Origin of the sequence: Hymenobacter sp. 5516J-16 (assembly GCF_022919335.1) — a bacterium.
GTDB classification, from domain to species: Bacteria; Bacteroidota; Bacteroidia; order Cytophagales; family Hymenobacteraceae; genus Hymenobacter; species Hymenobacter sublimis.
The window spans coordinates 1075640-1101037 of sequence record NZ_CP095058.1 but is presented as its reverse complement, the minus strand read 5'-3'; the positions used below and the strand labels follow the sequence as shown (position 1 = coordinate 1101037).

Annotated in this window: 22 protein-coding genes and 1 pseudogene; 10 read left to right on the top strand and 13 right to left on the bottom strand. The window is 61.3% G+C overall.

Going from position 1 to position 25398, the window contains the following annotated elements:
* Positions 1 to 222: 222 nt before the first annotated feature.
* Together MUN84_RS05420 and MUN84_RS05415 are read right to left on the bottom strand one after the other, a co-directional pair.
* The gene (locus MUN84_RS05420; protein WP_244696978.1) at positions 223 to 1443 is read right to left on the bottom strand and encodes an ATP-binding protein; all 1221 of its coding nucleotides are present in this window, start codon (positions 1441 to 1443) and stop codon (positions 223 to 225) included.
* A gap of 88 nt (positions 1444 to 1531) precedes the next feature.
* Positions 1532 to 1924 carry a VOC family protein gene (locus MUN84_RS05415; protein ID WP_244696977.1) on the bottom strand — a complete coding sequence of 131 codons (393 nt, stop codon included), beginning with the start codon at positions 1922 to 1924 and terminating at the stop codon, positions 1532 to 1534.
* Between the two features lie 141 nt (positions 1925 to 2065).
* Between MUN84_RS05415 and MUN84_RS05410 the strand changes: the two genes are divergently transcribed.
* Positions 2066 to 2764 (top strand): alpha/beta hydrolase, encoded by a 699-nt coding sequence (locus tag MUN84_RS05410; protein ID WP_244696976.1) that lies wholly within the window; start codon positions 2066 to 2068, stop codon positions 2762 to 2764.
* Positions 2765 to 2798: 34 nt separating this feature from the next.
* Here MUN84_RS05410 and MUN84_RS05405 read toward each other — a convergent pair whose 3' ends face one another.
* From MUN84_RS05405 to MUN84_RS05395, 3 genes are all read right to left on the bottom strand, one after another.
* Positions 2799 to 3512 carry a DUF421 domain-containing protein gene (locus MUN84_RS05405; protein WP_244696975.1) on the bottom strand — a complete coding sequence of 238 codons (714 nt, stop codon included), beginning with the start codon at positions 3510 to 3512 and terminating at the stop codon, positions 2799 to 2801.
* A gap of 112 nt (positions 3513 to 3624) precedes the next feature.
* On the bottom strand, positions 3625 to 4101 hold the full coding sequence (locus MUN84_RS05400) for a GNAT family N-acetyltransferase (RefSeq protein ID WP_244696974.1): 477 nt from the start codon (positions 4099 to 4101) through the stop codon (positions 3625 to 3627).
* A 255-nt stretch (positions 4102 to 4356) separates the two neighbouring features.
* Positions 4357 to 5307 (bottom strand): aldo/keto reductase, encoded by a 951-nt coding sequence (locus tag MUN84_RS05395; RefSeq protein ID WP_244696973.1) that lies wholly within the window; start codon positions 5305 to 5307, stop codon positions 4357 to 4359.
* A gap of 91 nt (positions 5308 to 5398) precedes the next feature.
* On the opposite strand from MUN84_RS05395, the gene MUN84_RS05390 reads away from it, so the two are divergent.
* From MUN84_RS05390 to MUN84_RS05380, 3 genes are all read left to right on the top strand, one after another.
* On the top strand, positions 5399 to 5977 hold the full coding sequence (locus MUN84_RS05390; RefSeq protein ID WP_244696972.1) for a YdeI/OmpD-associated family protein: 579 nt from the start codon (positions 5399 to 5401) through the stop codon (positions 5975 to 5977).
* 108 nt (positions 5978 to 6085) lie between these two features.
* Positions 6086 to 6862, top strand: coding sequence for a class D beta-lactamase (gene blaOXA, locus MUN84_RS05385; protein WP_244696971.1), 777 nt, complete (start codon positions 6086 to 6088; stop codon positions 6860 to 6862).
* A 181-nt stretch (positions 6863 to 7043) separates the two neighbouring features.
* Positions 7044 to 8624 (top strand): N-acyl-D-amino-acid deacylase family protein, encoded by a 1581-nt coding sequence (locus MUN84_RS05380; protein ID WP_244696970.1) that lies wholly within the window; start codon positions 7044 to 7046, stop codon positions 8622 to 8624.
* A gap of 48 nt (positions 8625 to 8672) precedes the next feature.
* On the opposite strand, the gene MUN84_RS05375 is transcribed toward MUN84_RS05380, so the two are convergent.
* The 6 genes from MUN84_RS05375 to MUN84_RS05350 all read right to left on the bottom strand — a co-directional run bounded on the left by MUN84_RS05375 (position 8673) and on the right by MUN84_RS05350 (position 13834).
* Positions 8673 to 10019, bottom strand: a complete 1347-nt coding sequence (locus MUN84_RS05375; RefSeq protein ID WP_244696969.1) for an alpha-amylase family glycosyl hydrolase — start codon at positions 10017 to 10019, stop codon at positions 8673 to 8675.
* A gap of 202 nt (positions 10020 to 10221) precedes the next feature.
* Positions 10222 to 11628 (bottom strand): alpha-amylase family glycosyl hydrolase, encoded by a 1407-nt coding sequence (locus MUN84_RS05370; protein ID WP_244696968.1) that lies wholly within the window; start codon positions 11626 to 11628, stop codon positions 10222 to 10224.
* Between the two features lie 302 nt (positions 11629 to 11930).
* A complete protein-coding gene (locus MUN84_RS05365) occupies positions 11931 to 12323 on the bottom strand; it encodes a DUF983 domain-containing protein (RefSeq protein WP_244696967.1) in 393 nt (130 codons plus the stop codon).
* Between the two features lie 91 nt (positions 12324 to 12414).
* Positions 12415 to 12900, bottom strand: coding sequence for a helix-turn-helix domain-containing protein (locus tag MUN84_RS05360; protein WP_244696966.1), 486 nt, complete (start codon positions 12898 to 12900; stop codon positions 12415 to 12417).
* A complete protein-coding gene (locus MUN84_RS05355; protein WP_244696965.1) occupies positions 12831 to 13319 on the bottom strand; it encodes an AraC family ligand binding domain-containing protein in 489 nt (162 codons plus the stop codon). Before MUN84_RS05355 ends, MUN84_RS05360 begins: the two co-directional genes overlap by 70 nt.
* A gap of 53 nt (positions 13320 to 13372) precedes the next feature.
* Positions 13373 to 13834: a hypothetical protein gene (locus MUN84_RS05350; protein ID WP_244696964.1), complete on the bottom strand. Its 462-nt coding sequence runs from the start codon at positions 13832 to 13834 to the stop codon at positions 13373 to 13375.
* A 730-nt stretch (positions 13835 to 14564) separates the two neighbouring features.
* Between MUN84_RS05350 and MUN84_RS05345 the strand changes: the two genes are divergently transcribed.
* From MUN84_RS05345 to MUN84_RS05320, 6 genes are all read left to right on the top strand, one after another.
* Positions 14565 to 20363 (top strand): Ig-like domain-containing protein, encoded by a 5799-nt coding sequence (locus tag MUN84_RS05345; RefSeq protein ID WP_244696963.1) that lies wholly within the window; start codon positions 14565 to 14567, stop codon positions 20361 to 20363.
* 212 nt (positions 20364 to 20575) lie between these two features.
* Positions 20576 to 21034, top strand: coding sequence for a hypothetical protein (locus tag MUN84_RS05340; protein WP_244696962.1), 459 nt, complete (start codon positions 20576 to 20578; stop codon positions 21032 to 21034).
* Positions 20989 to 21564, top strand: a complete 576-nt coding sequence (locus MUN84_RS05335) for a T9SS type A sorting domain-containing protein (protein WP_244696961.1) — start codon at positions 20989 to 20991, stop codon at positions 21562 to 21564. The genes MUN84_RS05340 and MUN84_RS05335 overlap by 46 nt, the downstream gene beginning before the upstream one ends.
* A 416-nt stretch (positions 21565 to 21980) precedes the next feature.
* Positions 21981 to 22322: a hypothetical protein gene (locus MUN84_RS05330; protein WP_244696960.1), complete on the top strand. Its 342-nt coding sequence runs from the start codon at positions 21981 to 21983 to the stop codon at positions 22320 to 22322.
* A 128-nt stretch (positions 22323 to 22450) separates the two neighbouring features.
* A complete protein-coding gene (locus tag MUN84_RS05325) occupies positions 22451 to 22834 on the top strand; it encodes a hypothetical protein (RefSeq protein ID WP_244696959.1) in 384 nt (127 codons plus the stop codon).
* Positions 22835 to 23143: 309 nt separating this feature from the next.
* Positions 23144 to 23509: a hypothetical protein gene (locus MUN84_RS05320; RefSeq protein ID WP_244696958.1), complete on the top strand. Its 366-nt coding sequence runs from the start codon at positions 23144 to 23146 to the stop codon at positions 23507 to 23509.
* A 17-nt stretch (positions 23510 to 23526) separates the two neighbouring features.
* Here MUN84_RS05320 and ggt read toward each other — a convergent pair.
* Both ggt and MUN84_RS05310 read right to left on the bottom strand, forming a co-directional pair.
* Positions 23527 to 25196, bottom strand: a pseudogene (gene ggt, locus MUN84_RS05315) (gamma-glutamyltransferase).
* A complete protein-coding gene (locus MUN84_RS05310; RefSeq protein ID WP_244696957.1) occupies positions 25196 to 25336 on the bottom strand; it encodes a lipoprotein in 141 nt (46 codons plus the stop codon). The pseudogene ggt and the gene MUN84_RS05310 overlap by 1 nt, the downstream one beginning before the upstream one ends.
* Positions 25337 to 25398 lie beyond the last annotated feature (62 nt).

The window sequence follows — 25398 nt, the reverse complement described above, 5'->3', positions numbered from 1 at the left end:
TTAAAACTGGTACATACCGAGCTTGCTTTTTCGACTTGTTATCCGGATCATATGGTTTTATAAGACCAGCTTCTAGTGTATCAGAGATAATACGTGAAGCCATAGGATAGTTTTTTTCAGCTATTCCCATTCTTTCTCTAAAAGACTGGTTGGACATAGTTTCACCATTAGCTAGCTTTAAACAAGCATGTTGGTAGCACGCTCTTACTTTGTCTCGGGCACTCATTTCACGTAGCAGCCTAGGCGCGTATAAAATAGCTTGGGTAAAATTGTCCCCCGAATAAAATCTGGAGCTGGGAGTAAGTGTTTTTCACACTCCTCTACAATGCGGTCAATACCACTACCTCGTCGTTCGCAAAAGTCAAGGGCATGCATAGTGGCTGCAATAGCTTCATTACGACTAACCGGCAGATGATTGAGAAACTGAAGCACGTTAATTAAGGGCACACCAGGATTACTTACTTCAATACGATTAGTAAATACTTCGACCATTGGTGCAGAGCCAGATGTATCGAAGTTCTGATGAATTAATGCATTGGCCAATAGTTCTCTAATAGCTTTGGGTGGATACGTAGCAATATGTACTCGTCTTGCCGAACCAATTTCCTCTCGGTTAGGTAGCTTTTCATTCAGCCAATTGAGTGCGTTTTCAAACCCTAGAGCATACCCACGATGACCTGTGTGCTCTTGCTTACCTCCGGTGCGGCCAGTGCCGTCATAGAAAATTATCCGTAGCCGTTTGTATTCTAACTGGTCAAACTGTCGTAAGTCGCGGGCAAATAACACTGCGCCAAGGTTAGTAATATGAAGAACTTGATTCTCTCGGATCACTATCTTATCCATCACGAAACGAGCGACAACATCCTGCGCGTTGGTGGGCTTTGGATAGTTGAAAAGTTTGTAGTAACCCTCCCAGTCGAGTAGACTAAGGATATGCGAAACGCTAGCATTAAGGAATGCAAAACGACGCTCAAATGGCGTAATGGTTTGACCTTGCCATTCAAGACGACGACGCTCATCGGGGTTCAACGGACCTAGACTTTCACCATCGCGGCCGTAGTAATGGCCTTTCCAAGAAGTAGGGGAACCTAGAGCAGCAGGAGGAATTTCAAACAGAAGTACTCGTTTTTCCTCACAAAATATTTCGTGTATTGCACGAAATGTGAGCCGGTTGCCTGTTTGGTCAGCAATTTCGCGGTAAAGACTCTGCAACTTACCACTATCCTGCCGAAACGAAGTCCCTACTACTTGCTTCTGATCATCGACCCCAAAAACAAGCCAAGCCGCTTCCGTACCCTGTAAGCTAGCTTCGTTGCTTAACGCACTGAAATACTGGCCTAACTTGTCGAAGTCGAACGTGTTTTTTGCCTCTTTGAACTCAACAACTTCGTTTTCACTATGCAGCTGTAAAAGCTGATCTAATTGGTCAGAACCATCTCTCATACTGTTGTTGTCATTAGAAGCGAGCTAATGCATAGGTAAGGGATAAATGGATAGATATGGCTCTGCAATATAGCTCCAACCAGCTGAGTTAATGAGTCTCATAAAACTCCAGCGGCAGCCCGTCGGGGTCCTGAATGAAGGTGAAGCGGCGGCCGGTAAACTCATCTACCCGCACGGGCTCAGCGGCTACTCCGTGGCTGGCGAGGTGGCGCACGGTGGCTTCTATGTCCGACACGGCGAAAGCCAGGTGGCGCAAGCCAGTGGCCTCCGGCTGACTAAGACGGGCGGGCGGGGCAGGAAACGAAAACAGCTCAATACTATACTGCTCGCCTAGCGCTAGGTCTAACTTCCACGACTCCCGCTCGGCCCGGTGCACCTCCCGAATGATGCGCAGGCCTAGCACCTGGGTGTAAAACTGCTTCGAGCGGGCGTAATCGGCGCAGATAATGGCAATGTGATGAACGCGGAGCAGGGGTAGCATGGGCAACAAGAGAAAACAAGCAGCGAAGAGGCGCAAAGCTATACGATGCGCTGGCAAGCGGGCCCTACGGAGAACCTCAGCGGCATCCATTTCGGGCCGGAGCAGTACACCTTACCAAGTACCACCAACGCCGGCGCACCCATGGCACAGCAGCAACCGCAAGAGTATGAGTTAGAAGTCGTAACGCTAGACCGGTACGCGGCAGGAGTAGAAGAGCTCACCCTGCACACAAATGCCGGCCCAATAACCGCCCGCCTGCACCCGGCTACCCCCGGCGCGGCCGTGGTAGTGTGGGTAGGCGGTTCGGGCGGGGGCCTGGATGGGCCCGCTGGCGGGATGTATCCGCGGCTGGCGGGGCAGCTGGCGGAGCGCGGTATTGCTTCCCTGCGCCTGCATTACCGCCAACCTAATTACTTAGAGGACTGCGTGGTTGATGTGCTGCTGGCCGTGCAATACCTGGCGGAGCAGCGCGGCTACGGGCCAGTTGGGTTAGTTGGACATTCGTTTGGGGGTGCCGTGGTAGTGAGTGCCGGTGCCCTGAGCCCGGTGGTGGGAGCAGTGGTAGCCATGAGCAGCCAAACCTATGGCACCGACCTGGCCTCACAAGTAAGCCCGCGGCCCCTGCTGGTTTTGCACGGCACCGACGATGAAATACTACCTCATCGGTGCTCGGAGAACATTTACGAACGGGCCCAGCAGCCCAAAGAACTGCTGCTTTATCCCGGTTGCCGCCACGGCCTAGATGAGTGCCGCGACCAAGTGGATGCAGACGTAGTACATTGGCTGACTACTCAGCTACGCACCGCGTCCTTGCCGCCCGTAGGCGACGCCGGAGAGTAGCCGCCGCTTTCTACAGTGATTGAAATGGAGTGCGTTACTGCACCCGCTTGTCGTCGCAGGTGGGCACCCACTTGTCGCACTGGCAGCTGGGGCAGGTGGCGACGCCGCCGCGGGGCAGCAGCTGCACGGTGCCACACTGGGCGCAGGCAAAGTTGCCGGCCTCGCTCACGCGGCGCACGGCGGCGTCTACCCGCTCGGGCCAGATGGGGAGGCCAGGTCGCACGTCCGGATCATCGAAAAAGAAAATGCTCATTTCGCCGGTGGCCTCAATGTATACGCGCCGCACCTGGCCCAGGTGTTCGATCTGCTGCTGGCGCAGCTCCCCGAACAGCTCTTTCTGGTTGAGGCGTTGCTTGCGGAAGTTGCTCATGTTCACGACCCCTTCCTCTACCAACAGCACCGGGGCACCCTCCAGCCAGTCAGAAAAGCGCGGCAGGTGCTCGGTGAGGCGGTTAAAGCCGACGTACATGAGGGCCACGGCCGCAAACACCACCACGACGTGGCTCAGGGGCACGTCGTCGTAGAACATGGCGTCGCCGGCCGCCGAGCCCAGGGCCAGCACAATGCTCAACTCAAACAAGGAAAGTTGCTTGACCCCGCGCCGCCCGGTAATGCGCAGCACCCCCAGCGTCAGAATATAAGTGAACACGCAACGCGCCGCCACTTCCAGAAGGTACAGTGGCGGCGCGTCGTCGGACCAAAGGATGCGGTTCCAGTCGAAGGGGGTAATGGAGGCGGCAAGGAGCATACACAGCGAAATGGCAAACCGGCCGATACGGCCGTGTTTGGTCTAACGCAGGTAACAACCATACAGTTAATTAAATCGGCATTAACCCCACCCAAGCCGGAAAGCCAGCGCGTTAGCGCGGCGGCGTCAGGGGCAAGACGAAGTGGTAGGTGGAAGGCGCAAAGCCCAGCGCCGTCCAGAACTGCACCCCGGCCGGGTTGGCCACGGCTACCTGCAGCTCCAGGTGGTCGGCGCCTTGGCGGGTAAGCCAGTCTTTGGCCGTCTCAAACAGCAGCCGGCCCAGGCCGTTGCGCCGGTACTGGGGGCGCACAATGGTTTCGGCAATGTAGCCGCGCCGGTTGAAGTGCATGCCGTTGTTGCCAATCTGGTACATGGCCACGAGCAACCCCATCAGACCGTCCGCATTTTCCACCACAAAAAACCGGGTGTACGGCTCCTGCAAGCGTTGAAGCAGCACGCGTTTCAGCTCCGGTTCAGCCTGGCGGTAGTACCCGAAAACGGGGTGGTAGGCCTCGTGGGAGTCCATTAGCTCACACCAGATGGAATACAGGGCGTCAAGGTCGGGCCGGGTAGCGGTACGAATGGTCATAGGTAAAAGCCGGGGAAGCGCAAAAGTTGCAGAAGGAAGGTCACAAACCAATAGCTTCTCGTCGTTGGCTGCAGGCTCATCGGCAGTAAGCACCCACCTCCGGCCTTCAGTTGGGGCTGGCAGAAGTTGCCGGACCGGAGTACCAGGCCTTTGCCTCGCGGCAACGTTTAAACCCAAAACCTTTCACAACTGCATGCGCCGCGAGTAGGGTAGCTGTTCCCTCATCCGCGGCGCATGTGGTTGTGGGGGCATAAGCTAGGCGCTGGCCTCGTTCAGGGTTTGTATATCGTCGGGGCTTAGCTGCAACTCGGTGGCGTGCAGCAGCTCCGTTACCTGCTCGGGGCTGGTGGCGCTGGCAATGGGTGCCGTAAGGCCGGGTTGGGCCATAATCCAGGCTAGGGCCACCTGGGCGGGCGTGGCTTGCTGGCGGGCCGCCACGGCATCCAGGGCGCCAAGAATTCGCAGGCCTTTTTCGTTTAGGTATTTCTGACCTACGCCGCCCCCGCGGGCACTTTTCTGCAGGTCGGCTGCGGTGCGGTACTTGCCGGTGAGGAAGCCCGCCGCCAGCCCGTAGTACGGAATCACGCCGATGTTGTGCTCCTGCACCAGGGGTAGCAACTGCTGCTCAAACTCGGCCCGGTCGTAGAGGTTGTAGAGTGGCTGCAAGGACTCGTAGCGCGGGAAACCCAGACGGGCGCTAGCTTCCACCGACTCCCGGAGGCGGGCCGCATCGAAATTCGAGGCCCCAATGACGCGCACCTTGCCTTGCTGCACTAGCTGGGCGTAGGCTTCCAGGGTTTCCTCCACGGGTGTCGTGGGGTCGTCTTTGTGCGACTGGTAAAGGTCGATGTAGTCGGTTTGCAGGCGCTGCAGGGAGCCCTCCACGGCCCGCAGGATGTAGTCTTTTTTCAGGCCCTTGTTTTCGGGGTTTACTTCCCAGCCGACTTTGGTGGCAATAACTACATCGTCGCGGCGGCCGCGCTGGCGCAGCCACTTCCCGATGATAGTTTCCGACTCGCCGCCGACGTGGCCCGGCACCCACACAGAGTAGCCATCGGCGGTGTCAATGGCGTTGCCGCCCCCGCCCACGAAGGCGTCGAGAATACGGAAGGAAGTAGCTTCATCGGCGGTCCAGCCGAAGACGTTGCCGCCCAGCACGAGCGGGGCAATGCGCAGGCCGGAGCGGCCCAGTTCACGGTGTTGCATAAAGTAGGTACGTAAGGAAAGGAAACGATACCGTAAACCGGCGGGCCGCCCGGAGGTTAGGACGAGGGCGCGCCAGCTCGTATTTTCCCGGATGGCTACCAAACTCGATACCCTGGAAATAGTAGATGCCCCCAGTCGGGCGGAGTGGCGGGCGTGGCTAGTCGCCCACCACACCCAGCCGGTAGGTATCTGGCTGGTACTCTACAAGAAAGGCAGTGGACCTCAGCGCCTTTCATACGCTGAAGCCGTGGAGGAAGCCCTGTGCTTCGGCTGGATCGACTCTTCACCGCGCAAAGTCGATGACACGTGCTTTCAACTGTACTTTTCGCCCCGAAAAAAGGGTAGCGTGTGGTCGGCGGTCAACAAAAAGCGCATTGAGCAGCTAGCCGCCGCGGGCCTGCTCATGCCGGCCGGGCAAGCCAAAATAGCCGCCGCCCAGCACGACGGCAGCTGGGCCGCCCTGAATGAGGTAGATGCCCTGCTAGTGCCGCCCGACCTGGCCGCAGCCCTAGCCGTTACCCCCGGCGCTGAGCAGCACTTTGCCCGTATGGCCCCCAGCCGCCGCAAACAGCACCTTCAGCAACTGGCCGCCGCGCGCCGCCCCGAAACGCGGCAGCAGCGTATTGCGCGCCTTGTTCAGCAGCTCGTCCCGCCACCGCCGGCCCAATAGGAGTTCTGAAAGCGCAAAAGCGTGGCTGCCGGCGCGCCCGGCTGCGGTGCGGCTCCTATCTTCGCGGCCATGCTACGGATTTGCTACCTTCTGCTAAGCCTCGGTTGTTTGCTGCTTGGTGCCGCGCCCGCGCCCCGGGTTACGGAGCGCAACCTGCAGCAACACTTCGACCAGTATGGGGTGCGGGGCTCATTTCTGCTCTATGAAACGGCTACTGGGCGCTTTACCGCCTACCAGGAAAAGCGCTGCCGCCAGGGCTTTCTGCCGGCCTCCACCTTTAAAATTCCGAACACGCTCATTGGCCTGCAAACCGGTGCCCTGCCCGATACGGCCACCATTTGCCGCTGGGATGGAGTGCAGCGCGACTTCCCGCAGTGGAACCAGGATATGCCTTACGCCCGCGCCCTGCGCGTTTCCTGCGTGCCGTGCTACCAGCAGCTAGCCCGGAAGGTGGGTGTGCCGTCCTACCAGCAGTGGCTGCGGAAGCTGCGCTACCCCGGCATTGTCGTCACGCCTGGTACCCTCGATACGTTTTGGCTTGATGGTAGCTCGCGCATCAGTCAGTTTGAGCAGGTGGATTTCCTTCGGCGCCTGCAGGCCGAAACCTTACCCCTGGCAGTGCGTCACCAGCGGGCGGTAAAGCAACTGCTCATCTTGCAGAAAACGCCAACCTACACCCTGTATGGCAAAACCGGCTGGCGCTTTCACTCGGCTACTAACCCCGACAACGGGTGGTTTGTGGGCTGGGTAGAGCGTGCCGACGGCCGCACGGCCATTTTTGCCCTCAACGTGGAGCCCCAGCGCGGCCCCAAAGCCGACGAGCGGTTCCTCGCCGGCCGCCGAGCCCTCACGGAAGCTATTCTGCGGGAAATGCAGTGGCTGTAGCAGAAAGCCTCTGGTACCATGCCTGGCGTTAAAAACAGCTAACGGCAAGCCGCGAGGCACTGGCCAGCGCTGCCAGGAAGCGCAGCTCAACAACCGCGCAATTAAGCCAGGGCTACCTAAACCACGCTGCACCTGTAGTAGATTCGAAAAGTAGCTCGCTCTGGCGCTACCTTACGTTTCTATGCGCTGTACCCTGCTGATTTCCCTTCTTCTGCTCACTGGCCTGGCCGCGGCTCAAACCCCGCGGGCCGACATCCTGATCCGCAACGGCCGCCTCTATGATGGCACCGGCAACGCCTGGACGCTCGGCGACGTGGCCGTGCGGGAAGGCCGCATTGTGGCCGTGGGCCGGCTGCCCGCTGATTACCCCGCCGACACCGTGCTGGACGCCCGCGGCATGGCCGTGGCCCCAGGCTTTATCGATGTGCACACCCACATTGAGGACGATGAAGTGCGCCAGCCCACCGCCGACAACTTCCTCTACGACGGCGTCACGACCGTAGTGACCGGCAACTGCGGCTCCTCCCGCCCCAACCTGGCCCGCTACTTCCGCACCCTCGACAGCCTGCATCTATCCGTAAACACCGCTTCCTTGGTGGGCCACGGCACCGTGCGCAAAGCCGTGATGGGCCGGGCCCAGCGCCAGCCTACCCCCGCCGAGCTAAGCCAGATGGGAAACTTAGTGGAGCAGGCCATGCAGGCCGGTGCCGTGGGGTTATCATCGGGGCTGATTTACGTGCCGGGTACCTACTCCCGCACGCCCGAATTGGTGCAACTGGCCCAGGTAGCAGCCCGCTACCACGGCCTCTACGCCACCCACATGCGCAACGAAAGCGACAGTGTGCAGTTGGCCATGCAGGAAGCCCTGCGGGTAGGGCGGGAGGCCGGGCTGCCCGTCCAGATTTCCCACCTCAAGCTGGGCGGCCAGCAGAACTGGGGCCGCACCGCCGAGATGCTGGCCCTGCTGGATCAGGCCCGCCACGGCGGTCAGCAAGTCACCATTGATCAGTATCCGTACACGGCCAGCTCTACCTCCCTGAGTACCCTGCTGCCCGATGCCGTGCAGGCCGATGGCCGCGACTCCCTGCGCCAGCGCCTAGCCCGCCCCGCCGTGCGCCGGGCCGTGGAGGCCAGCATGCTGGCGCGCCTGCGGGGGCGCCAGCTCAAGCACTTTAGCTACGCCGTAGTAGCCAGCTTCCCACCCGATACCAGCTACCAGGGCCTGAGCATCGAGGAAATCAACCGCCGCCGGGGGCGCCCGCACAAGGCCCGCGCCGAGGCCGCCACCATTCTGGAGCTGGTATTGCAGTACGACGCCGGCATGGTATTTCACGGCATGAGCGAAACCGACGTGCAAAGCATTCTGCGCTACCCCCAGAACATGGTAGCTTCCGACGCCAGCATTCGGGTGTGGCGGGAAGGCGCGCCCCACCCGCGCGGCTACGGCTCCAATGCCCGGGTGCTGGGCCGCTACGTGCGCGAACTGCACATCATTACGCTGGAGGAAGCCATCCGCCGCATGACCAGCTTGCCGGCTCAAACCTTTGGTTTCGCGGACCGCGGGCTACTGCGCCCCGGTTTTGCCGCCGATGTGGTGGTGTTCGACCCCGCCACCGTGCAGGACCGCTCTACCTTCGAGCAGCCCCACCAGTATTCCACCGGCATGAAGTACGTGCTGGTGAACGGCCGCCTCACCGTCCGGGCCGGGCAGCACACCGGCCGGCGGGCCGGGCAGGTGCTCTACGGACCAGGTAAGCGGTAGCCCGGTGAGATAGAGACGTTCAGAAGGATGCTACAGAGTAGGCAGACCTTACTGTTTTTCTAGCACCCGCCAGCCCTGGGGCGGCAACACGAGTTCTTCGCCTGCCCGGAACATGAGCTGTTCACCGCTGAACGCATCTAGCCAGGTGCCGGCGGCCTCCGCGGGAAGGTGAAGCACCTGCGGCTCAAGGCTGCTATTAATGCCAGCGAGTACGGCGGCCAGTCCCTTGCTGCGCAGAAAACAGTACGTGTCATCAGGGCCCGCCAGGCGCTGGAAGCGGCTGAGCGGGTCGCCGTTCTGCAGGGCAAAGTGGCGGCGCTTGAGCTGGAGCAGGCGGGTATAGAATTCCTGGAGGGGGTAGTCTTGCCAGTCGACGGGGTCTTTATCGAAGAAGGCCAGACGCTTATTGAGGGCCGCTTCCTGGCCGGTGTACACCAGCGGCATACCCGGCAGCAGCACCGTGAGCACGGCGAAGGGGAGGGCCAGCGGGCCGAGGCGCTCGTACTCGGTGCCGTCCCAGCTGTTTACATCGTGGTTGCTGGTGAAGTGCATGAGGTACACCGAGGGCGGGTATTTGGCCCGCTCGTCGGCCAAGTACTCGTCAATGGCGGAAAGTGGCTGCTTGCCCTCGGCAATGTGGTCAAGCAGGTAGTGCAGGCGCAGTCCAAAGGTCATGTTAAAGGCCTTTTCCAGCAGCTTGGTGTCGGAGTTGAACCGCTCCCAGCTCAGGCCGCCCGAGGGGTACAGCTCGTCCCACTCGGCCAGCATAAACAGGGACTTTACAGCGTCCAACTCCCGGCGGGCGGCGTCCCAGAAATCGGTGGGCACCAGCCCGGCCACGTCGCAGCGGTACCCGTCAATGTCGGCCTCGCGCACCCAATAGAGCAGGGCATCGGTCATGTAGCGGCGCAGCTCGGGGTGGCTGTAGTCGAAGGCTACTACATCAGTCCAGTCGGGTACGGGAGGCACCAGCTGGCCGTGTTCGTCGTGCTGGTACCACTCGGGGTGTTCCTGCACTAGTAGGTTATCAGGGCTGGTGTGGTTGGCTACCCAGTCGAGCAGTACGCGCAGGCCCAGTTGGTGGGCGGTGTGCACGAGGTGGCGCAAGTCGTCGAGGGTGCCAAACTCCGGGTTCACCCCGAAGTAGTCGCGCACGGCATATTGGCTGCCCAGCGTGCCCTTGCGCTCCACTTCCCCAATCGGGTGGATCGGCATCAGCCACACGATGCTCACACCCATGGAAGCCAGCCGGGGCAAGTGGGCCTCAAACGCTCGAAACGTACCCTCCGGCGTGTATTGGCGCAGGTTAACTTCGTAGATGGTGGCGTTGGCGGCCCAGTCGGGGTGGCGCACCTGAAACAGGTGGGCGCTGGGGTGCAGTTGAGGTTCAGACACGGTACGAGGGGTAGGCGAGAACAAGTAAAACTGCTTCTGCCTACGCGAAATCAGCATGCTATAGCCGAAACCAGAGAGTGTCTACCTCATCCTGTAAGGTACAGGGGCAGGAACAAAGGAACGTCATGCCGGGCGCAGTGCAGGAAGCTCGCGTGCTGATGTTGCCATGCTAATCCGGCCGACAATACCCGAGATTCTCGGCCTAAAACCAACTGTTATCCGGGTTTGGGAGCTGCTCATACACCTGGTAGCTGTGCGGGGTCAGCAACAGGCGGGAGCCCGAGCCCAGGCTAAGCACCTTGCCCGTAAACACCTCCCGGTAAACGCCCGGACCCAACCCGCTCAGGAGCAGCTCGTGGGGCTGCTGGCCCAGGTTAACGGCCGTCAGGACGCCCGCCGGGCCTTTGCGGCGCACGAAGGCGTAGGTATCGGGGCTGGCCGTGGGGGCCATGCGCGTGAACTCGCTGCACGGGTCGCCGTTGCGCAGGGCCGGGTGGCGCTTCTTGAGCTGGAGTAGGGTGGTATAAAAGTCCTGCAAGGGGTAGTCGTTCCACGGAATAGTGTCCTTGTCGAAGAAGCGCAGCCGCTTTTTCAGGGCCGCTTCCTGGCCGCTGTACACCATCGGGATGCCGGGCAGCAGGGCCGTTAGCACGGCCTGGGGCAGGGCGTCCTTGCCCAGGCGCTCATACTCCGTGCCATCCCAGCTATTGATGTCGTGGCTGGTAGTGAAGTACATGAGGTAGGCCGAGGCGGGGTAGCGGGCGCGCTCTACCTCCCGGTAGGCATCGAGGGCCGTGAGGGGCTGCTGGCGCCGGCTGATGCTGTCGAGCAGGTAGCGCATGCGCAGGGCGTAGGTAGCATCGAACGCCTGTTCCAGCATGCCGGTGTTGGGATTGAACTCACCTTTTTTGAGGAAGGGCGGGTCGTGCAGCTCGTCCCACTCGGCCAGCATGAATACGGGCTTTACCTTTTCCAGCACGGGGCGGGTCTGGTTCCAGAAATCCATGGGTACGAGGCCGGCCACATCGCAGCGGAAGCCGTCGAAACCAGCTTCGCGCAGCCAGAACACCATGGTTTGCTGCATGTACTGGCGCAGCTCAGGCTTGCTGTAATCCAGGTCGATGACGTCCTGCCAGTCGGCCACGGGCGGCACCGGCTGGCCCTGGGCGTTGCGCGTAAGCCACTCGGGGTGCTGTTGCAGCAACTGGCTGTCCCAGCTGGTGTGGTTGGCTACCCAGTCCAGAATGACGTGCATGCCCAGCTGGTGCGCCGTCCGGATCAGGTGGCGCAAATCGTCCAGAGAGCCAAACTCCGGGTTTACGGCCCGGTAGTCCCGGATAGAATACTGGCTGCCCAGCGTGCCTTTGCGGTTCAGCTGGCCGATGGGCTGCACCGGCATCAGCCACAGAATGCCCACGCCCATTTTCTGGAGGCGGGGCAGGTGGGCCTCAAACGCCCGGAACGTGCCCTCCGGCGTGTATTGCCGAATATTGACCTCGTAAATACTGGCCGAGTCGGCCCACTGCGGGTGACGGATGGTGTAGGCGTCGGGAGCGTCGGGGGCGCAGGTGATGCTGGGCTCCTGGCGGCAGGCACCAAGTAGCAGCAAAGGAAATAGCAGGCAAAGAAAAGCACGGGACATGGCGAAACTTACCGCTTTTCCCGCATTTGCCAGGGAGAAGGGGTAGCAAGAGGTGCCGCCTGGCGTAAACTGAGTAGCGCAATGAGCTAGGCAGTGTCAGGACTAGGTCGTGTGAACAGTCAGGGCTTGTGAATTACATCAGCTCGTCCTACGGAGGCGGAGCCGAAGCATCTCGCGGGCTGATTTCTAAATTACTACCCAACGGTTTGAGCGAGATGCTTCGGCTCCGCCTCTGCAAGACGGTCGATTTTCATTACCGACCACTACTTCTAGCTGGGCTCCAGCTCTCGGTGGCGGTAGGCAATACCGCCGAACCAGTACAGCATCAGGGTGCGGGAGTAGCGCAGGCTGAGCGGGGTCAGGAGCACGGCTACCACGGCTACGCTCGTCACGTACACCCATACGGCCGGGTCGTGAAGCAGGAAGTACACTAAAAACCCCGTTATCAGCATAATGGCCGTGGAAAAGGCGTAACTGATGAACATGGCGCCCCAGTAAAAGCCCGGTTCCGGCTCGTAGGCTTGCCCGCATACGGGGCAGTGCTCGGGCATTTCAGCAAAGTGCACGGGGTTGAGCGCCGAGTGCGTAAACAAGGGGCCTTCGTGGCAACGGGGGCAGCGCTGTTGCAGCATGGCCAGGGCCGTCGAATCTAGCTTTGTCATGATTTCTTGTGGAGTTGGTGAAATCGTATGACAAAGGTAAAATGCCGCCCACGCGCCCGTAAGAGCTATTTCCGGGTTTGTGTGGTACAAATCAACGCGGGCTACTTGGGGCTGGGCGGCCTTCCTGCTGCTGCTCCCGAAACGCCTCGGGTGAATGGCCGGCGTGCTTGCGAAAGTAGCGGCTGAAGTAAGATGCATCGTCGAAGCCCAGAGAGTCGGCTACCTGCGCCACGGTAGCGGGCGTGTGGCGCAGCAGACGACGGGCTTCAATGAGCACCCGCTCCTGAACCAGGGCGCTGGCGGTTTTGTCCAGGTGGCGTCGGCACAGGGCGTTGAGGTGGTTGGGCGAAACGTGCAGCAAATCGGCGTAGAGTTGCACCTCGCGCTGGGTGCGGAAGTACTGGTTAATCAGGGCCCCAAACTCGCGAAGCAGCTGTTGGGCGTGGCGGGGCTCCCCGGCGGCAGCTGGCTGGCCCAGGCTAGTGGGGTAGTGGCGGGCGGCTAGTTCTAGGCAAATGTGCAGGTAGGAGCGAAAGACTTCGTCTTGCTGGGGGCGGGCGCCAAGTGCTCCTGCCACATGCGCTCAAACAGCGGTAACAGCTCGGTTTCGGCCGGGCCCAGTTGCAGCACCGGTGGGTGGCTGTGCTGGAAGAAAGGGTAGTCAAACAGCCGGGCGCCGGGGTAGCGAAACAGGTAGAAATCAGCCTCGAACAGTACCACGTAGCCCTGGGCGCCCTCGGAAAGCTGCCAGTGGTGCACCTGTCCGGGCGTCATGAAAAACAGACTACCCGGCCGCAGCTCGTAACGAACCAAATCAATGGTGTGGGTGCCGTGGCCGCCAGTGACGTAGAGCAGCAGGTAAAAATCGTGGGCGTGGGGCTGACTAACGCCGGGGAAGTTGGCCACGTGCCTAGCTAGCTGCTCCAGGTACCAGGGCCGCGGCTGCCCCTGCGGAAATGAGTTGAGGGTAAGAACGGGCAGGCCAGGCGGATTCATGGGCGCAGGGTGGGGTAGGGGAGCCAGCAACTCAGGCCAATCAAGCTCGGTAGTTAGTCACCGAAATTACGCAGGCGCTTCTTGCTGAGTTCGTAGCTGATGATGGCGGGAATGTAAAAGGTCACGTCGGCCGCGAACTTGGCCAGCAGCACGCCGCCCGCCCGGCTGCCGGTCCAGCGCGGTAGCCAGTACAATAGAGCCGGCCGAATCAGCAGGCTGTCCAGCAGCTCCGCCGGCCCAAATTCCACCACCAGCGCCCGCACGTTGCGCCCCAAGCTGCGGCGGGTATAAGGGCGGCCCTGGGCCCGAAGAGTACGGCGGGCCAGCTGCACATCCTGCCCCAGCAGCCAGCCAAAGTAGGCTACGTTGCCGGCCCAGGTGCCCGCCAGCGCTGCCCGCAAGTCCTGATTTGGGGCCAGGTGCCACACCAGGCCCGCCCCGGCCAATGTGGCCCCCACGGAAAGCACCTCGGCCAGCAGGTAACGGCGTAGCCACTCCCGAATTTTCTGTTTCATAAGCGGCCAGCGGAACCTACCCATGCAAGGCGCCTGGTGAGTTACAGCCAAAAATAGCGAGCTGGGGCAGAAGAGTAGCCGGTTGGCACCCCCGTTTCATAAGGAAGCTAGCCCGTAAGTAGTAAGTAACGTGCATAACTGATGGCTACCAACGCCGCTGTGCCCCGCAACTTCAATCGTGGCACAATGGGCTACTCTGGGGCCAGCTCCGCAGCGCTTGGCGGTGCCATGCTGTGGATGGTGCCGAAAAGGTAGTAGTAAGCTGTCAGTCAGGTGGTAAGAGTGGGGTATAGCGGGCCTATTGGCAGCTAGATTAGTGGGCTGCCAACAAAAAAAGTGCAACAATCAGAAAAAAAGTGAGCGAAAAAGGCTGCTCACTCCTCCCAAATTGAAACAGGAGGTGTAGCGGATAATGAGGTTTAAGAAGACGCATGCATGTCTGGTTTCATAATTGGATATAATCATTGTAATACGATTCAATATGGGATGATATTCCAAATATTAGAATTGAATATAAAGTATTAATAATCAAGAAAATAAACTTACAAAACTTGATTTATGGCTCATTTTACGGGATGCACTGGATTGAATCTGAAATTGAACTTTATAAGGTATATGGTAGTAAATTTGGCATTGCTAGCGGGGCAGCTTGTGATGGATGCCCTCAGATACACCTATTTATTTCTGCATGAAGACACCTTTACGCTACTTGTTCCCCTTGGGGCTCGTTTTGGGGGTTGGAACTTGGAACCAGGCAGCGGCCCAGTGCGCGGCTACCACTACGTTCGCTTTTTCCAGCGACGCGGCCAACGGCGACTGGAAAGCACGTCCGGCCTTAGCAGTGCCCACGGGCTCTGCCCTGACTACTCTTGGCAGTGAGGGCTACTACTCCGGCGCTTCGGGTACCAACGCGGTGTTGCGCACCCAGGCCGTAAACGGGGCCGACATGCTGAGCTGGTCCAACGACTACCCCGACAACTCGGCTGCCAACGAGCGGTACTCTACCATCACGTTTACTTTCAACCGGCCCGTTGCCAACCTCACCATCCGGTTGCAGGACGTGGATATGGCCGCTGGCTTTACCGATGAGGTAACGTTTGCCGGCAGCAACGGCGGGACGCCCGTAGTGCCAACGCTTACCAAGCCCACCGGCAGCAGCACGGCCATTTCGGGAGCTATAGCTACCGGCACGCAGAACGTGGACAACAACACGGGCGGCACCGTAACGGCCAGCTTCGCCGGGAGTATTACCCGCCTGACACTTACTTACCGCAACACCGTTAGCGGGGTGCCCGGCAACCACATGGTTGGCATTGAGCAGATGACGTGGTGCCGTAGCGTGCCCGTAGCGGCCAACGTAACCAACGCAGCCAGCCTGGCTAACTCCCTGGGCCAAACCGACATCGACTCGCCCACGGCCCAGGCCGAAGGTACCATTACGGGCTATACCGTTACGCAATTGCCGCCGGCTAACGAAGGGGTACTCTATTACAATGCGCCCGTACTACTGGGCATCCCCAACTACATTGCCCTGCCGGCCGGCACCACCATTTCGCCCGATCAGGCGGTTGGACTGCGTTTCGACCCGGCCCCGACTTTTGCGGGTGGCACTACCACGTTCCGCTACACCGCCACCGACAATGCCGGTCTGGTATCGGCCGCCGCTACCTTCAGCATCCCGATTCAGGCCATTGCCGGTCCGGCGGGTTGCGCGGGTTCGTATTTCGACAACACCAAGTCGTCCAGCGGCCTAACGGCGGAATACTACGCGGGCTACTTCAATGACAACCTCGCCTTCTTCGGTGGGCGCACGCCCAACCTGCGCCGCATTGATGCCCAGGTCAACTTCCCGGAAACCAACAGCTTCGGCAGTGACCTGATCAGCACAAACGCCGCCGCCGGCACTGCCGCCAACCCCGAGATGTTCAGCACCCGCCTGCGGGGTAGCATTTACGTGCCAGTTTCCGGTAGCTACACTTTCTATATCTCCTCCGATGACGCCGCTTACCTGTGGCTGGATGCGGCGGCCCTAGCAACTACCCCCACCGCGGCCACGGCTACCGTTGACAACGGCACGGCCCACACCGTGCGCGAGCGGCAAGCTACCGTCACCCTGTCGGCGGGCCTGCACAACCTGCTGCTGGTGTACGGCGACAATGACGGCGAGAACAGCCTGGTATTCTCTTACTCCAGCGCCATTTCAGGCGCTAGCATCTCCAAGCAGCCAGTTCCGACCTCGGCTCTGTGCGCGGGCCCTAGCAACCTGCCGCCGGTGGCGAACAACGTGACGGCTACGCTGCCCACGCTGGGCTACGCGCTGGCTCCGCTCAGCGGCACCGACCAGGATGGTAGCATTACCAGCTTCACCATTGAAACCCTGCCCGCCAACGGCCGGCTACTGCTCGGCAACACGGCCGTAACCGCTGGTCAGGTAATTTTGGTGGCTAATGCCGGCAATCTGACTTTCGTGCCGAATGCGGGCTACGTGGGCACCACCAGCTTTACCTATACTGCTACTGACAACGCCGGGCTGCGCTCCAACCTGGCCGCTACCTACACCGTGAATGCTCCCAACCGTCCGCCTGTGGTGGCTGGCGACTCCCGCGACGTGCCCCTGAACACGGCCGTGAACGGCAACGTGGTGCTCAACGACTACGACCAGGAGCAGAACGGCTTTACTGTAGCCCTGGGCACGGCCCCCACCCACGGTACGCTCGTGCTCAACGCCAACGGCACCTACACCTACACGCCCGCCACGGGCTACACCGGCCCCGACAGCTTCACCTACACCGCCTGCGACAACGCCGCTACCCCTCTCTGCTCGGGCAGCGCCACGGTAAGCCTGCGCGTATTCAGCACGAACACGGCCTGTACCTCCGCTACGGGCTCCAACCTGCTAGCCAACCCCGCCTTCACCAGCGGCAACACCGGCTTCGCGACCAACTACAGCTACGTGGCTTCGGCTTACGTAGCGGGCAACACTAGCACGGGTATTTATCCGGAGGGCACGTACACGGTGGGCCCCAACGCCACCACCTACCACCCCAACTTCCAGGGCACCGGCCGCACGGGCGGCACCTCCGATAACTTCCTGATGGTAAACGGCGCCGCTTCCATCCGGACGCTGTACGCCCAGACCGTGACCGTGCAGCCCAACCGCTACTACACGTTCTCGGCCTTCTTCAACAACCTGCTGGCCCCCAACAGCGGCCAGGGTATTCCGGAGCTGGGCTTCGTTATCAATGGCGAGTCTGTGTCGGGTACGATTCAGTTGAACGAGTCACCTGATCAGTGGGTGCAGTTCTCGGACGTGTGGTACTCGGGCAACAGCACCTCAGCTACCTTCGAGATTCGCAACGTGAGCACCGCTACCGGCGGCAACGACCTGGGCGTGGACGACGTGTACTTCGGCTCCTGCAACCTGGCCCCCACGGCCGTAGCCGACGTGGCCGCCACTACCTCGGGCGCCAGCACCAGCCTGAACGTGCTGACCAACGACATCGACCCCGAGAATTCGTTTAACGTAGCTACCGTCGACCTGAACCCCGGTCAGGCCAACCGCCAACTCAGCGTGACTACCGCCGAGGGCACCTTCACGGTGGACAACAGCGGCGTAGTAACCTTCGCGCCGGTAGCCGGCTTCGTGGGTACGGCTACGGCACCCTATACCGTGCAGGACGCGGCCGGAGCTCCTACCAACCAGGCCAACATTGTGGTGATGGTGCAGCAGGCCACGGCCGATGTGGTAGTAGCCCTGACGGCTCCGGCCAACAACGCTACCGCCACGGCTGGTCAGCCGATTACCTTCACGGTGCAGGCGACCAACAACGGTACCGTAACGGCTAGCAACGTAGCGCCTACCCTGCAACTGCCCGCCGGCCTGCGCGGCCTGGGTGCCAACGGCGCCCTCACGTTCAGCCACGGTGGCACGTACAACAGCAGCACTGGTCTGGTAACCTTCCCGGCGGTTAACCTCGCGGGCGGTGCCAACGCTCAGTACAGCGTGACTTTCCTGGTGCCCGGCTCCGGCCCCTTCATGGGCACGGCCAGCGCTGCTTCCGCCGCCGTAGCCGACCTAACCACCGGTAACAACACGGCCAGCGCCACGGTAAACGTGACGCCCGCCTTCGATCTAACGACTACCCTGCAAACCCCCGCCAACGCGGCTACCGGCTCTACGCTCACTTACACGGTAGTAACCCGTAATAACGGTCCTTCCCTGGCAACGGGCGTCGTGCAAACCGTATCGTTGCCCGGCAACCTGACCGGCCTGTTCGTATCCAACAACGGCAGCTACGTTTACAATTCGGCCTCGAACACGACGGACGTTACCTTCCCGAGCATTAGCGCCCTGCCCGCCGGCCAGACGGTGAGCAACACCATCAGCCTGACCGCTCCGGCCACGGCGGCTACCTTCACGGCTACGGCCAACGTAACGGCCAACGGCGAGACGGTGCCCGGCAACAACTCGCTCTCGGCTTCCACGGCCGTAGCGGCCAGCGCCGACACGCCGGCCAACGTGTACACTTCCCTGGCCCTGACCAGCAATGGTGTGGCCGTAACCTCGGCCGCTCCCGGCGCCCAGCTAACCCTAACGGCGGCAGTAACCAATGCTGGTCCTGGCACCGCCACTGGGGTAGTGCAGCAGCTTGCCGTTCCCGCCGATTTGGCAACCAGTGCTCTCACAATTTCCGGCGGCGGCACCTACAACGCCAGCGCCGGCGTGGTTACCTGGCCCGCTACCAGTTTGGTGAGCGGCACCAGCCAGACGAATACCGTGCAGCTGAACACCCCGGCTTATGGTCCGGTGCTGTTCAACTCCAACGCGGCTACCACTACTCCCGACCCCGTTGCCGGTGACAACATTGCCAGCCTCATGCTCACGGTTCGGCCGGCGGCTGATGTGGTGACCACCCTGGTAGGCCCCACGGCCGTAACGGCTGGTCAGCGCGTGACCTACACCCTGACGACGACCAACAACGGTTCCGTAGCGGCCGCTAACGTGCAGCAGTTCCTGCGCGTGCCCCCAGCCGTAGCCAACCTGACTTACTCCAGCAACCTGCCGGCCGGCACCACCGGCACTGTAGACGTGCAGCCCAACCAAGCTCTGCTGGCCTACCCAGTTATCAGCAGCCTAGCTCCTGGCCAGACGGTAGTGAACATGGTGTCGTTTGATGCGCCCGCGGGCTCTTTCACCAACACGGCCTTCGTTACCAGCACCACTCCGGATAACGCCACGGCCACCAACACCAGCACCCTGGCCGTTACGGCCAGCCGCGCCTCGGATGTGGTAGCCACCATTTCGGGTCCGGATGTGGTAGTGAATGGTACCCCGGTTGTGCTGACGGTACGCACCCTGAACACCGGCACCTCGCCGGCTGCCGGGGTAACAACTACGGTGCAGCTGCCCGTCGGCCTGACGGGTGTGACGGTGCGCGATGCGGCGGGCGTAGCTATTAACAGCGCTTACAACGCCACCACCGGCCGCGTAACCTTCCCCGCGCAAACGGAAGTAGTAGCTGGCCTGGCTGGTTCCGTAACGAACACCATTACCTTCAACGCCCCCGACGTGGCCGCCATCAGCGCCACGGCCATTGCTACTGCCAGCTCGGCTACCAACGACGTGAACGGCACCAACAACGCCACCACGTTCACCACCAGCGTACTGCGCCCGACCCTAACGGCCGCCGATGTAGTGGAAACGCTCAGCTCGAATGTAGCCAGCCAGACGGCCGGTCAGCCGATACTCTTCACCCTAACGGCTACCAACAACGGCACGGCTCCGGCCACCAACGTGGTGCAGCGCGTGGCTCTGCCCGCCGGCCTCGACCCAGCTAGCCTGAGCATCACCAACGGTGGTACCTACGACCCGGCTTCCGGCCTGGTAACCTTCCCGGCCCTGACCCTGCAAGCCAGCGGCACTGCCGGCAACGCCCAGACCAGCACCATTACGGTAGTAACGCCCGGCGTGGGTCCTGTAACGGCCGTGGCCAGCGTAGGCTCGGCCTTCAGCGACGGTACGCCCGCCAACAACACGGCCGTAGCCAGCGTGACGGTTAACTCGCTCAGCAACGTGCGCGCCATTGTACGCGGCCCCAGCGCCCAGACCTCGGCCCAGGACGGAACGGTGCTGCCGGGCCAGCCGGCTACCTATCTGGTACGCGTGCTGAATGATGGCCCTTCGGCCGCAACCGGCGTGAGCATTTCGGCCCAGATTCCGGCCGGCCTGAACCCAGCGGATGTAGCTATTACGGGGGGCGGCACTTACGCTCCCGGCACGGGCACGGTCACGTTCCCGGCCGTGGGCACCCTGGCTGCCGGTCAGGCCGCCTCGGTAGGCTACACCATCACCTTCCCGGTGCCGGCTACCGCCGCTTCGTTCCCGGTGTCGGCCACGGTAGGCGCATCCTCGGCGCAAACCACCACCGCCGACGACACCCAGACCTACACGACCACCCTGGCCAACCAGGTAGCCGTGGCCAACCAGGTGGTGAACAACCTAACGGCCCCGACGGCAACACCGCCGTAACGGCCCTGGCCCTGTCGCCGCTCAGCGCTTCCGATGCCGATGGTTCCATCACGAACTACGTCATTACCTCCCTACCTGATGCCGGTACCCAAGGCACCCTGTTCTACGCCGCCGACGGCACCAACTTCGCGCCGGTAGCGCTCAGCAACGGCCGCTTCACGCTGGCCGCCGCTACGGCCGGTAACCTGCGCTTCGATCCGGTAGCCTCCTTCGTGGGTAACGCCTACTTCACTTTCTTGGCCATTGATAACAGCAATGCTGAGTCGGCGCCGGTGCTCTATACAATTCCGGTAGGCCAGGACAACACCACGGTCTTCACGGCGGCTACCGTAAAAGGTGGCAGCAACGGAGCCTATCAGAACGGCGACGTAATTACCAGTGCCTTTGATGCCAACGGCGGCGAGTACAGCCTGAACACCACTACCAAGGTGAACAGCGTAACCGACACCGGCATCCGGGTTGCTACCACCGATGCCGCCAGCACTACCCGCCTGGCGAGCATGGGTCTGACCCTGAATGTGGCTACCGGCACCATCACGGTGGCCGACCGCACCCTGCTGCGCACCGGCAGCTACGACCTGACTGTAACGACCACCGACGAGTTCGGGGCACGAGCAGCCAGCTGGTGGCCTTCACCATTGGCGGGGCTCCGCTGCCCGTGCAGCTGGTGAGCTTCTCGGCCAAAAGCCAGGGTGCTAACGCCCTGCTGACCTGGGCTACCACTCAGGAGCTGAACAACGCCCGCTTCGAGGTGGAGCGCTCCGTAAATGGCAAGAGCTTCGAGAAAATCGGGCAGGTAGCCGGCCACGGCACCACCACGGCGGCCCAGCAGTACAGCTTCCAGGATGCCGGTGCCAGCCGCCACGGAGCCGTAGTGTACTACCGCCTCAAGCAGGTAGATACCGATGGGGAAGCCCACCTAACGGAAGTGCAGGTAGTGCGCTTCGAGCTGAGCCAGACGCCGGAGCTGGTACTCTTCCCGAGCCCCGCCACCGATGTGCTGCACGTGCGCCTGTCGGCTACGGCCAGCCAAGCTAGCGTAACGGTGTACAGCGCCACCGGCGCCCAGGTGCTGCAAGCCCAGCTAGATGCGGCCCTGAGCACCACGCTTCCGGTAAGCAACCTGCCCGCCGGTACCTACCTCGTGAAAGTGCAGACCTCAAACGGCGTTTCCCTGGTGCGTCGCTTCGTGAAAGAATAGATTAGCCTCCTGTAAGGCCTAAAAAAGCCGCGGTCTTCTAGGCCGCGGCTTTTTTTATGTCGGTTTATCAGCGTTATGTTATGAGGAAAGCACAAACTACTTGCACGGCTAGCGGCACGGATGGCTGCCTCAAGATGCCTCGGCAAACTCCCTGAAACGTCATGCAGGCGGAGCTGAAACATCTCGCTCGAATCGTTGAATTACTACTTCACGTCAGCCCGCAAGATGCTTCGGCTGCGCCTCTGCATGACGGCCTTTTAGGTTGGTTGTAGCTCACACACTCTAAGTAGTATAAGTAGGGAAGGTTTCTCTACCTCGTGCGCTGATTCTTCACTGACGGGGCGGTCAAGGCAACGCCTGGGCCGCTGCTGGCGTACAGTTCCACTACTTCTTCATTCTTCCCAACCTCCCGCGTTATGAACCACGCCGACCGCATCGAAGAAACTATTGAGGGCATCTACCGTGCCCTGGAGCAACACAGCAACCACCCCGTTGATGCCGGGCTAGGACATATTGACAGCTGGATTCAAGCCCTTGATGGCTTGGGCGGCTCGGCCCTCACGGGTTTGCAAGGTGAGCTGCGTCACCTGCGTACCCACGTGGAGCGCGACGACCGGCCCGCCATTGCTGCCTCCCTGCAGCAGCTGGGCCAGCAAACCTCCCTCATTGCCCGCGACATGCACGACGGGGTAGGTGACCACCTACGCCACCTGGGCCAGACGCTCATTGCCGCCGCTGGCAACCTGAAGGTTTCCTAAGCTACCACGTTTTTGACCGCCCCAGTGCCGCAGCCTTGCCTACCGGGCGAGGCTGTTTTTTTACCGGTTTGGCCGATTTCGGCTCAGGTCATATAATCGATTTTCTGTCACTCAATTTACTTACTGATATGAGCACGAACTCCCCTGACGCGGGCGCCGGGCATGCCCCCGGCTCCGTTCTGGCCGGCAGCCAAACCCACCTGGAAGCCACCCTGCACGCCCTGCAAACCGACCAGCTACCCCACCTACTGCCGGCCGCCGGCGACAACCTCTACCGCTGGATGAATCTGCTCCAGACCGTAGAGGGTGACCGGTTTGCGCCTCTGATTGAGGAACTGCAGAACCTTTACAACGCCATCGACCACGGCAACCCCAACGGCGCCCAGGTAAAGGAGTGCCTGCATAACCTGGCCAACCTGACTACCCAAGCCGCCGCCAGCGCCGATGCTCAGTCGCAGCCCAAGCTGCAGCAGCTAAGCCAGGCCCTCCAAAACGCGGCCGCCACTTTGTAACCTCCTTTTTCCTGCGCCCTTATCCGAAGTCGGCCTACTTCCTAAGAGGTAGGCCGCTTTTGTGGAAGAAGGGATACAGAGCGCAACGCAGCCGCGCTGGCGTGTTTAGGCCAGCGCGGCTGACGGAACAAGTGAGGTGAGGCTGCCGGGGAGGGATGAAAGGCAGTTTACCTGCCTTCGAAGCGGGTGCAGCGTACGCAACGAAGCTGAACTACAAGCCAAATGTTGTACCCTGGTTGCTACCAACCCTGAGAGTAAGGAAGTAGTACACAGGCTAGTATCTCTGTGTTTCACTCAACCTCCTTTCCTATGTCCATTTCGCATTCTGCCAGCGCCGACCAACTGGAGGCAACCCTCCGCATCCTTCGCAGTGAAGACGTAACGCAAGTGGTAGCCCGGGCTACGGAGAACATCGACGGCTGGATTCAGATGCTGCGTTCCTCCGGCGAAACCGCCCACGCTACCCTCGCCGCCGACCTGGTAAAGCTCAAAGGCTTCTTTAGCGGCACAGACCCCAACCCCATCAGCGACGTGCTGCAAACGCTGGCCGAGCACATCAACAGTTTCGTGGACAATGCCAACCCGCGCTACATCGAATCCCTGGACCAGCTCTCCAAGCAGCTCACCGAGGTAGCCCGCAACCTGCAAACCGCCCGTGACGCCCAGCAGCAGTAAGCAATCCGTTTCCGGCTCTAACTCAAAACCCACCTAGCCTTGCAGCATGCACAGCCGGGTGGGTTTTGAGCTGATAGGCGGTAGACCAACAGCCGCTTAGTAACCGGCCGCAGCGTCGTCGCCGCGGGGTCGGCGCCGCCTTCTAGCTGGCCACCGGGCAGCACCCGAATCACCTCTACCCGGCCCCAGGGTGCACGCGGGTTGAGTAGGTAACCGCGGGCCCGCAGCGTGTCTTGAGCGGCGGGTAGCAGGGCGCCGGCTTCCACGTCAATCTGGTCGGGGAGCCACTGGTGGTGCAGGCGCGGGGCGGCCACGGCTTGCTGGGCGTTCAGGCCGTAATCCAGAGTGTTGAGGATGGCCTGCATGACGCTGGTAATGATGGTGCTGCCGCCGGGCGTGCCCACTACCAGGGCCAGTTTCTTGTTTTTGGTGAGAATAGCCGGCGTCATGGAGGACAGCATGCGCTTACCGGGCGCAATGGCATTGGCCGCGCCGCCTACCAGTCCGTAGGCGTTAGGTGTGCCAGGCTTGCTACTGAAATCGTCCATTTCATTATTGAGTAAGAAGCCAGCTCCGGCCACTACCACCTTGCTACCGTAAGCCCCGTTGAGGGTGGTGGTGCAGCTGACGGCATTGCCTTGCGCGTCCACAATGTTGTAGTGCGTGGTCTGGTCCGACTCGTAGCCAGGCAGGCCTGTGCCGGCCGTTACCTGGGCGCTGGGCGTGGCGCGGTGGGGAAGGGCAGAGGCCATGCGCTGCTTGCTGTACGATTTTTCGAGCAGCTGCGCCACCGGCACCCGCCCAAAGTCTGGGTCGCCGAGGTAGGTAGCGCGGTCGGCGTACACGCGGCGTTCGGCCTCCGTAATCCAGTGCGTGGCCTGGGGCGAATGCCAACCAGCCTTACCTAGGTTGTAGGGCTCCAGCATCTGTAGCATTTGCAGCAGGGCTACCCCGCCGGAGCTGGGCGGCGGAAACGTCAGCACCTCGTAACCCCGGTACTTGCCGTGCAGGGGCGTGCGCCACTTGGGCTGGTAATTCGCTAGGTCCTGTTTGGTGATGATGCCCTTGCCGCGCTGCATCTCCGCCACGATATAGTCGGCAGTAGCGCCTGCATAGAAACCGGCGTGGCCCTGGTCGCGGATGCGTTCCAGCGTGCGCGCCAGTTCACTCTGCACGAAGTTTTCGCCGGTTTTCCATTCGTTCTGGGGACGGATAAGGGCGGCGCTTTGGTTTACCTTCAGGAACGTGTCGCGCTGGCGGTTCAGCCCGGCGGCTTCCTTCTCCGTCAGCACTACGCCCTTGGCGGCTAGGTCCACGGCGGGCTGCACCACGTCTTTCCACGGCAGCTTACCCAGTTTTTGGTGCAGCTCTGCCATGCCGGCCACGGTGCCGGGCACGCCGGCGGCCAGGTGGCCCAGCGTGCTCAGGTCCGGAATTACGTTGCCTTGCTTATCTAGGTACATGTCGCGGGTAGCGGCGGCGGGGGCGGTTTCCCGAAAATCCAGGGCGCCCTCCTGTCCATCGGCGCCGCGGTAGAGCAGAAAGCCCCGCCCCCGATGTTGCCTGCCACGGGAAACACCACCGCCAGGGCAAACTGCACGGCCACGGCCGCATCGTAGGCGTTGCCACCCCGACGCAGAATCTCTACTCCCACGCGCGTGGCCTCCGGATGCGCCGATACAACCATCACCTTGTCTGTGACGACGGGGTAGCCGTGGGCACCGGGGCGGCCAGGGTAGCGGCAGCGCCGGGGGCGGTAGTGTGCTGCGGGGCTGAGCAGGCCGCCAGCACCGCCAGGAGGGCCAGCGGGGAGAAAAAGCGTTTCATACCCGCAAAGCTACGGTAAGTTCAGGACCCCAGCGCGGCCTGGCCCGGCCGGTTCCGCTCCC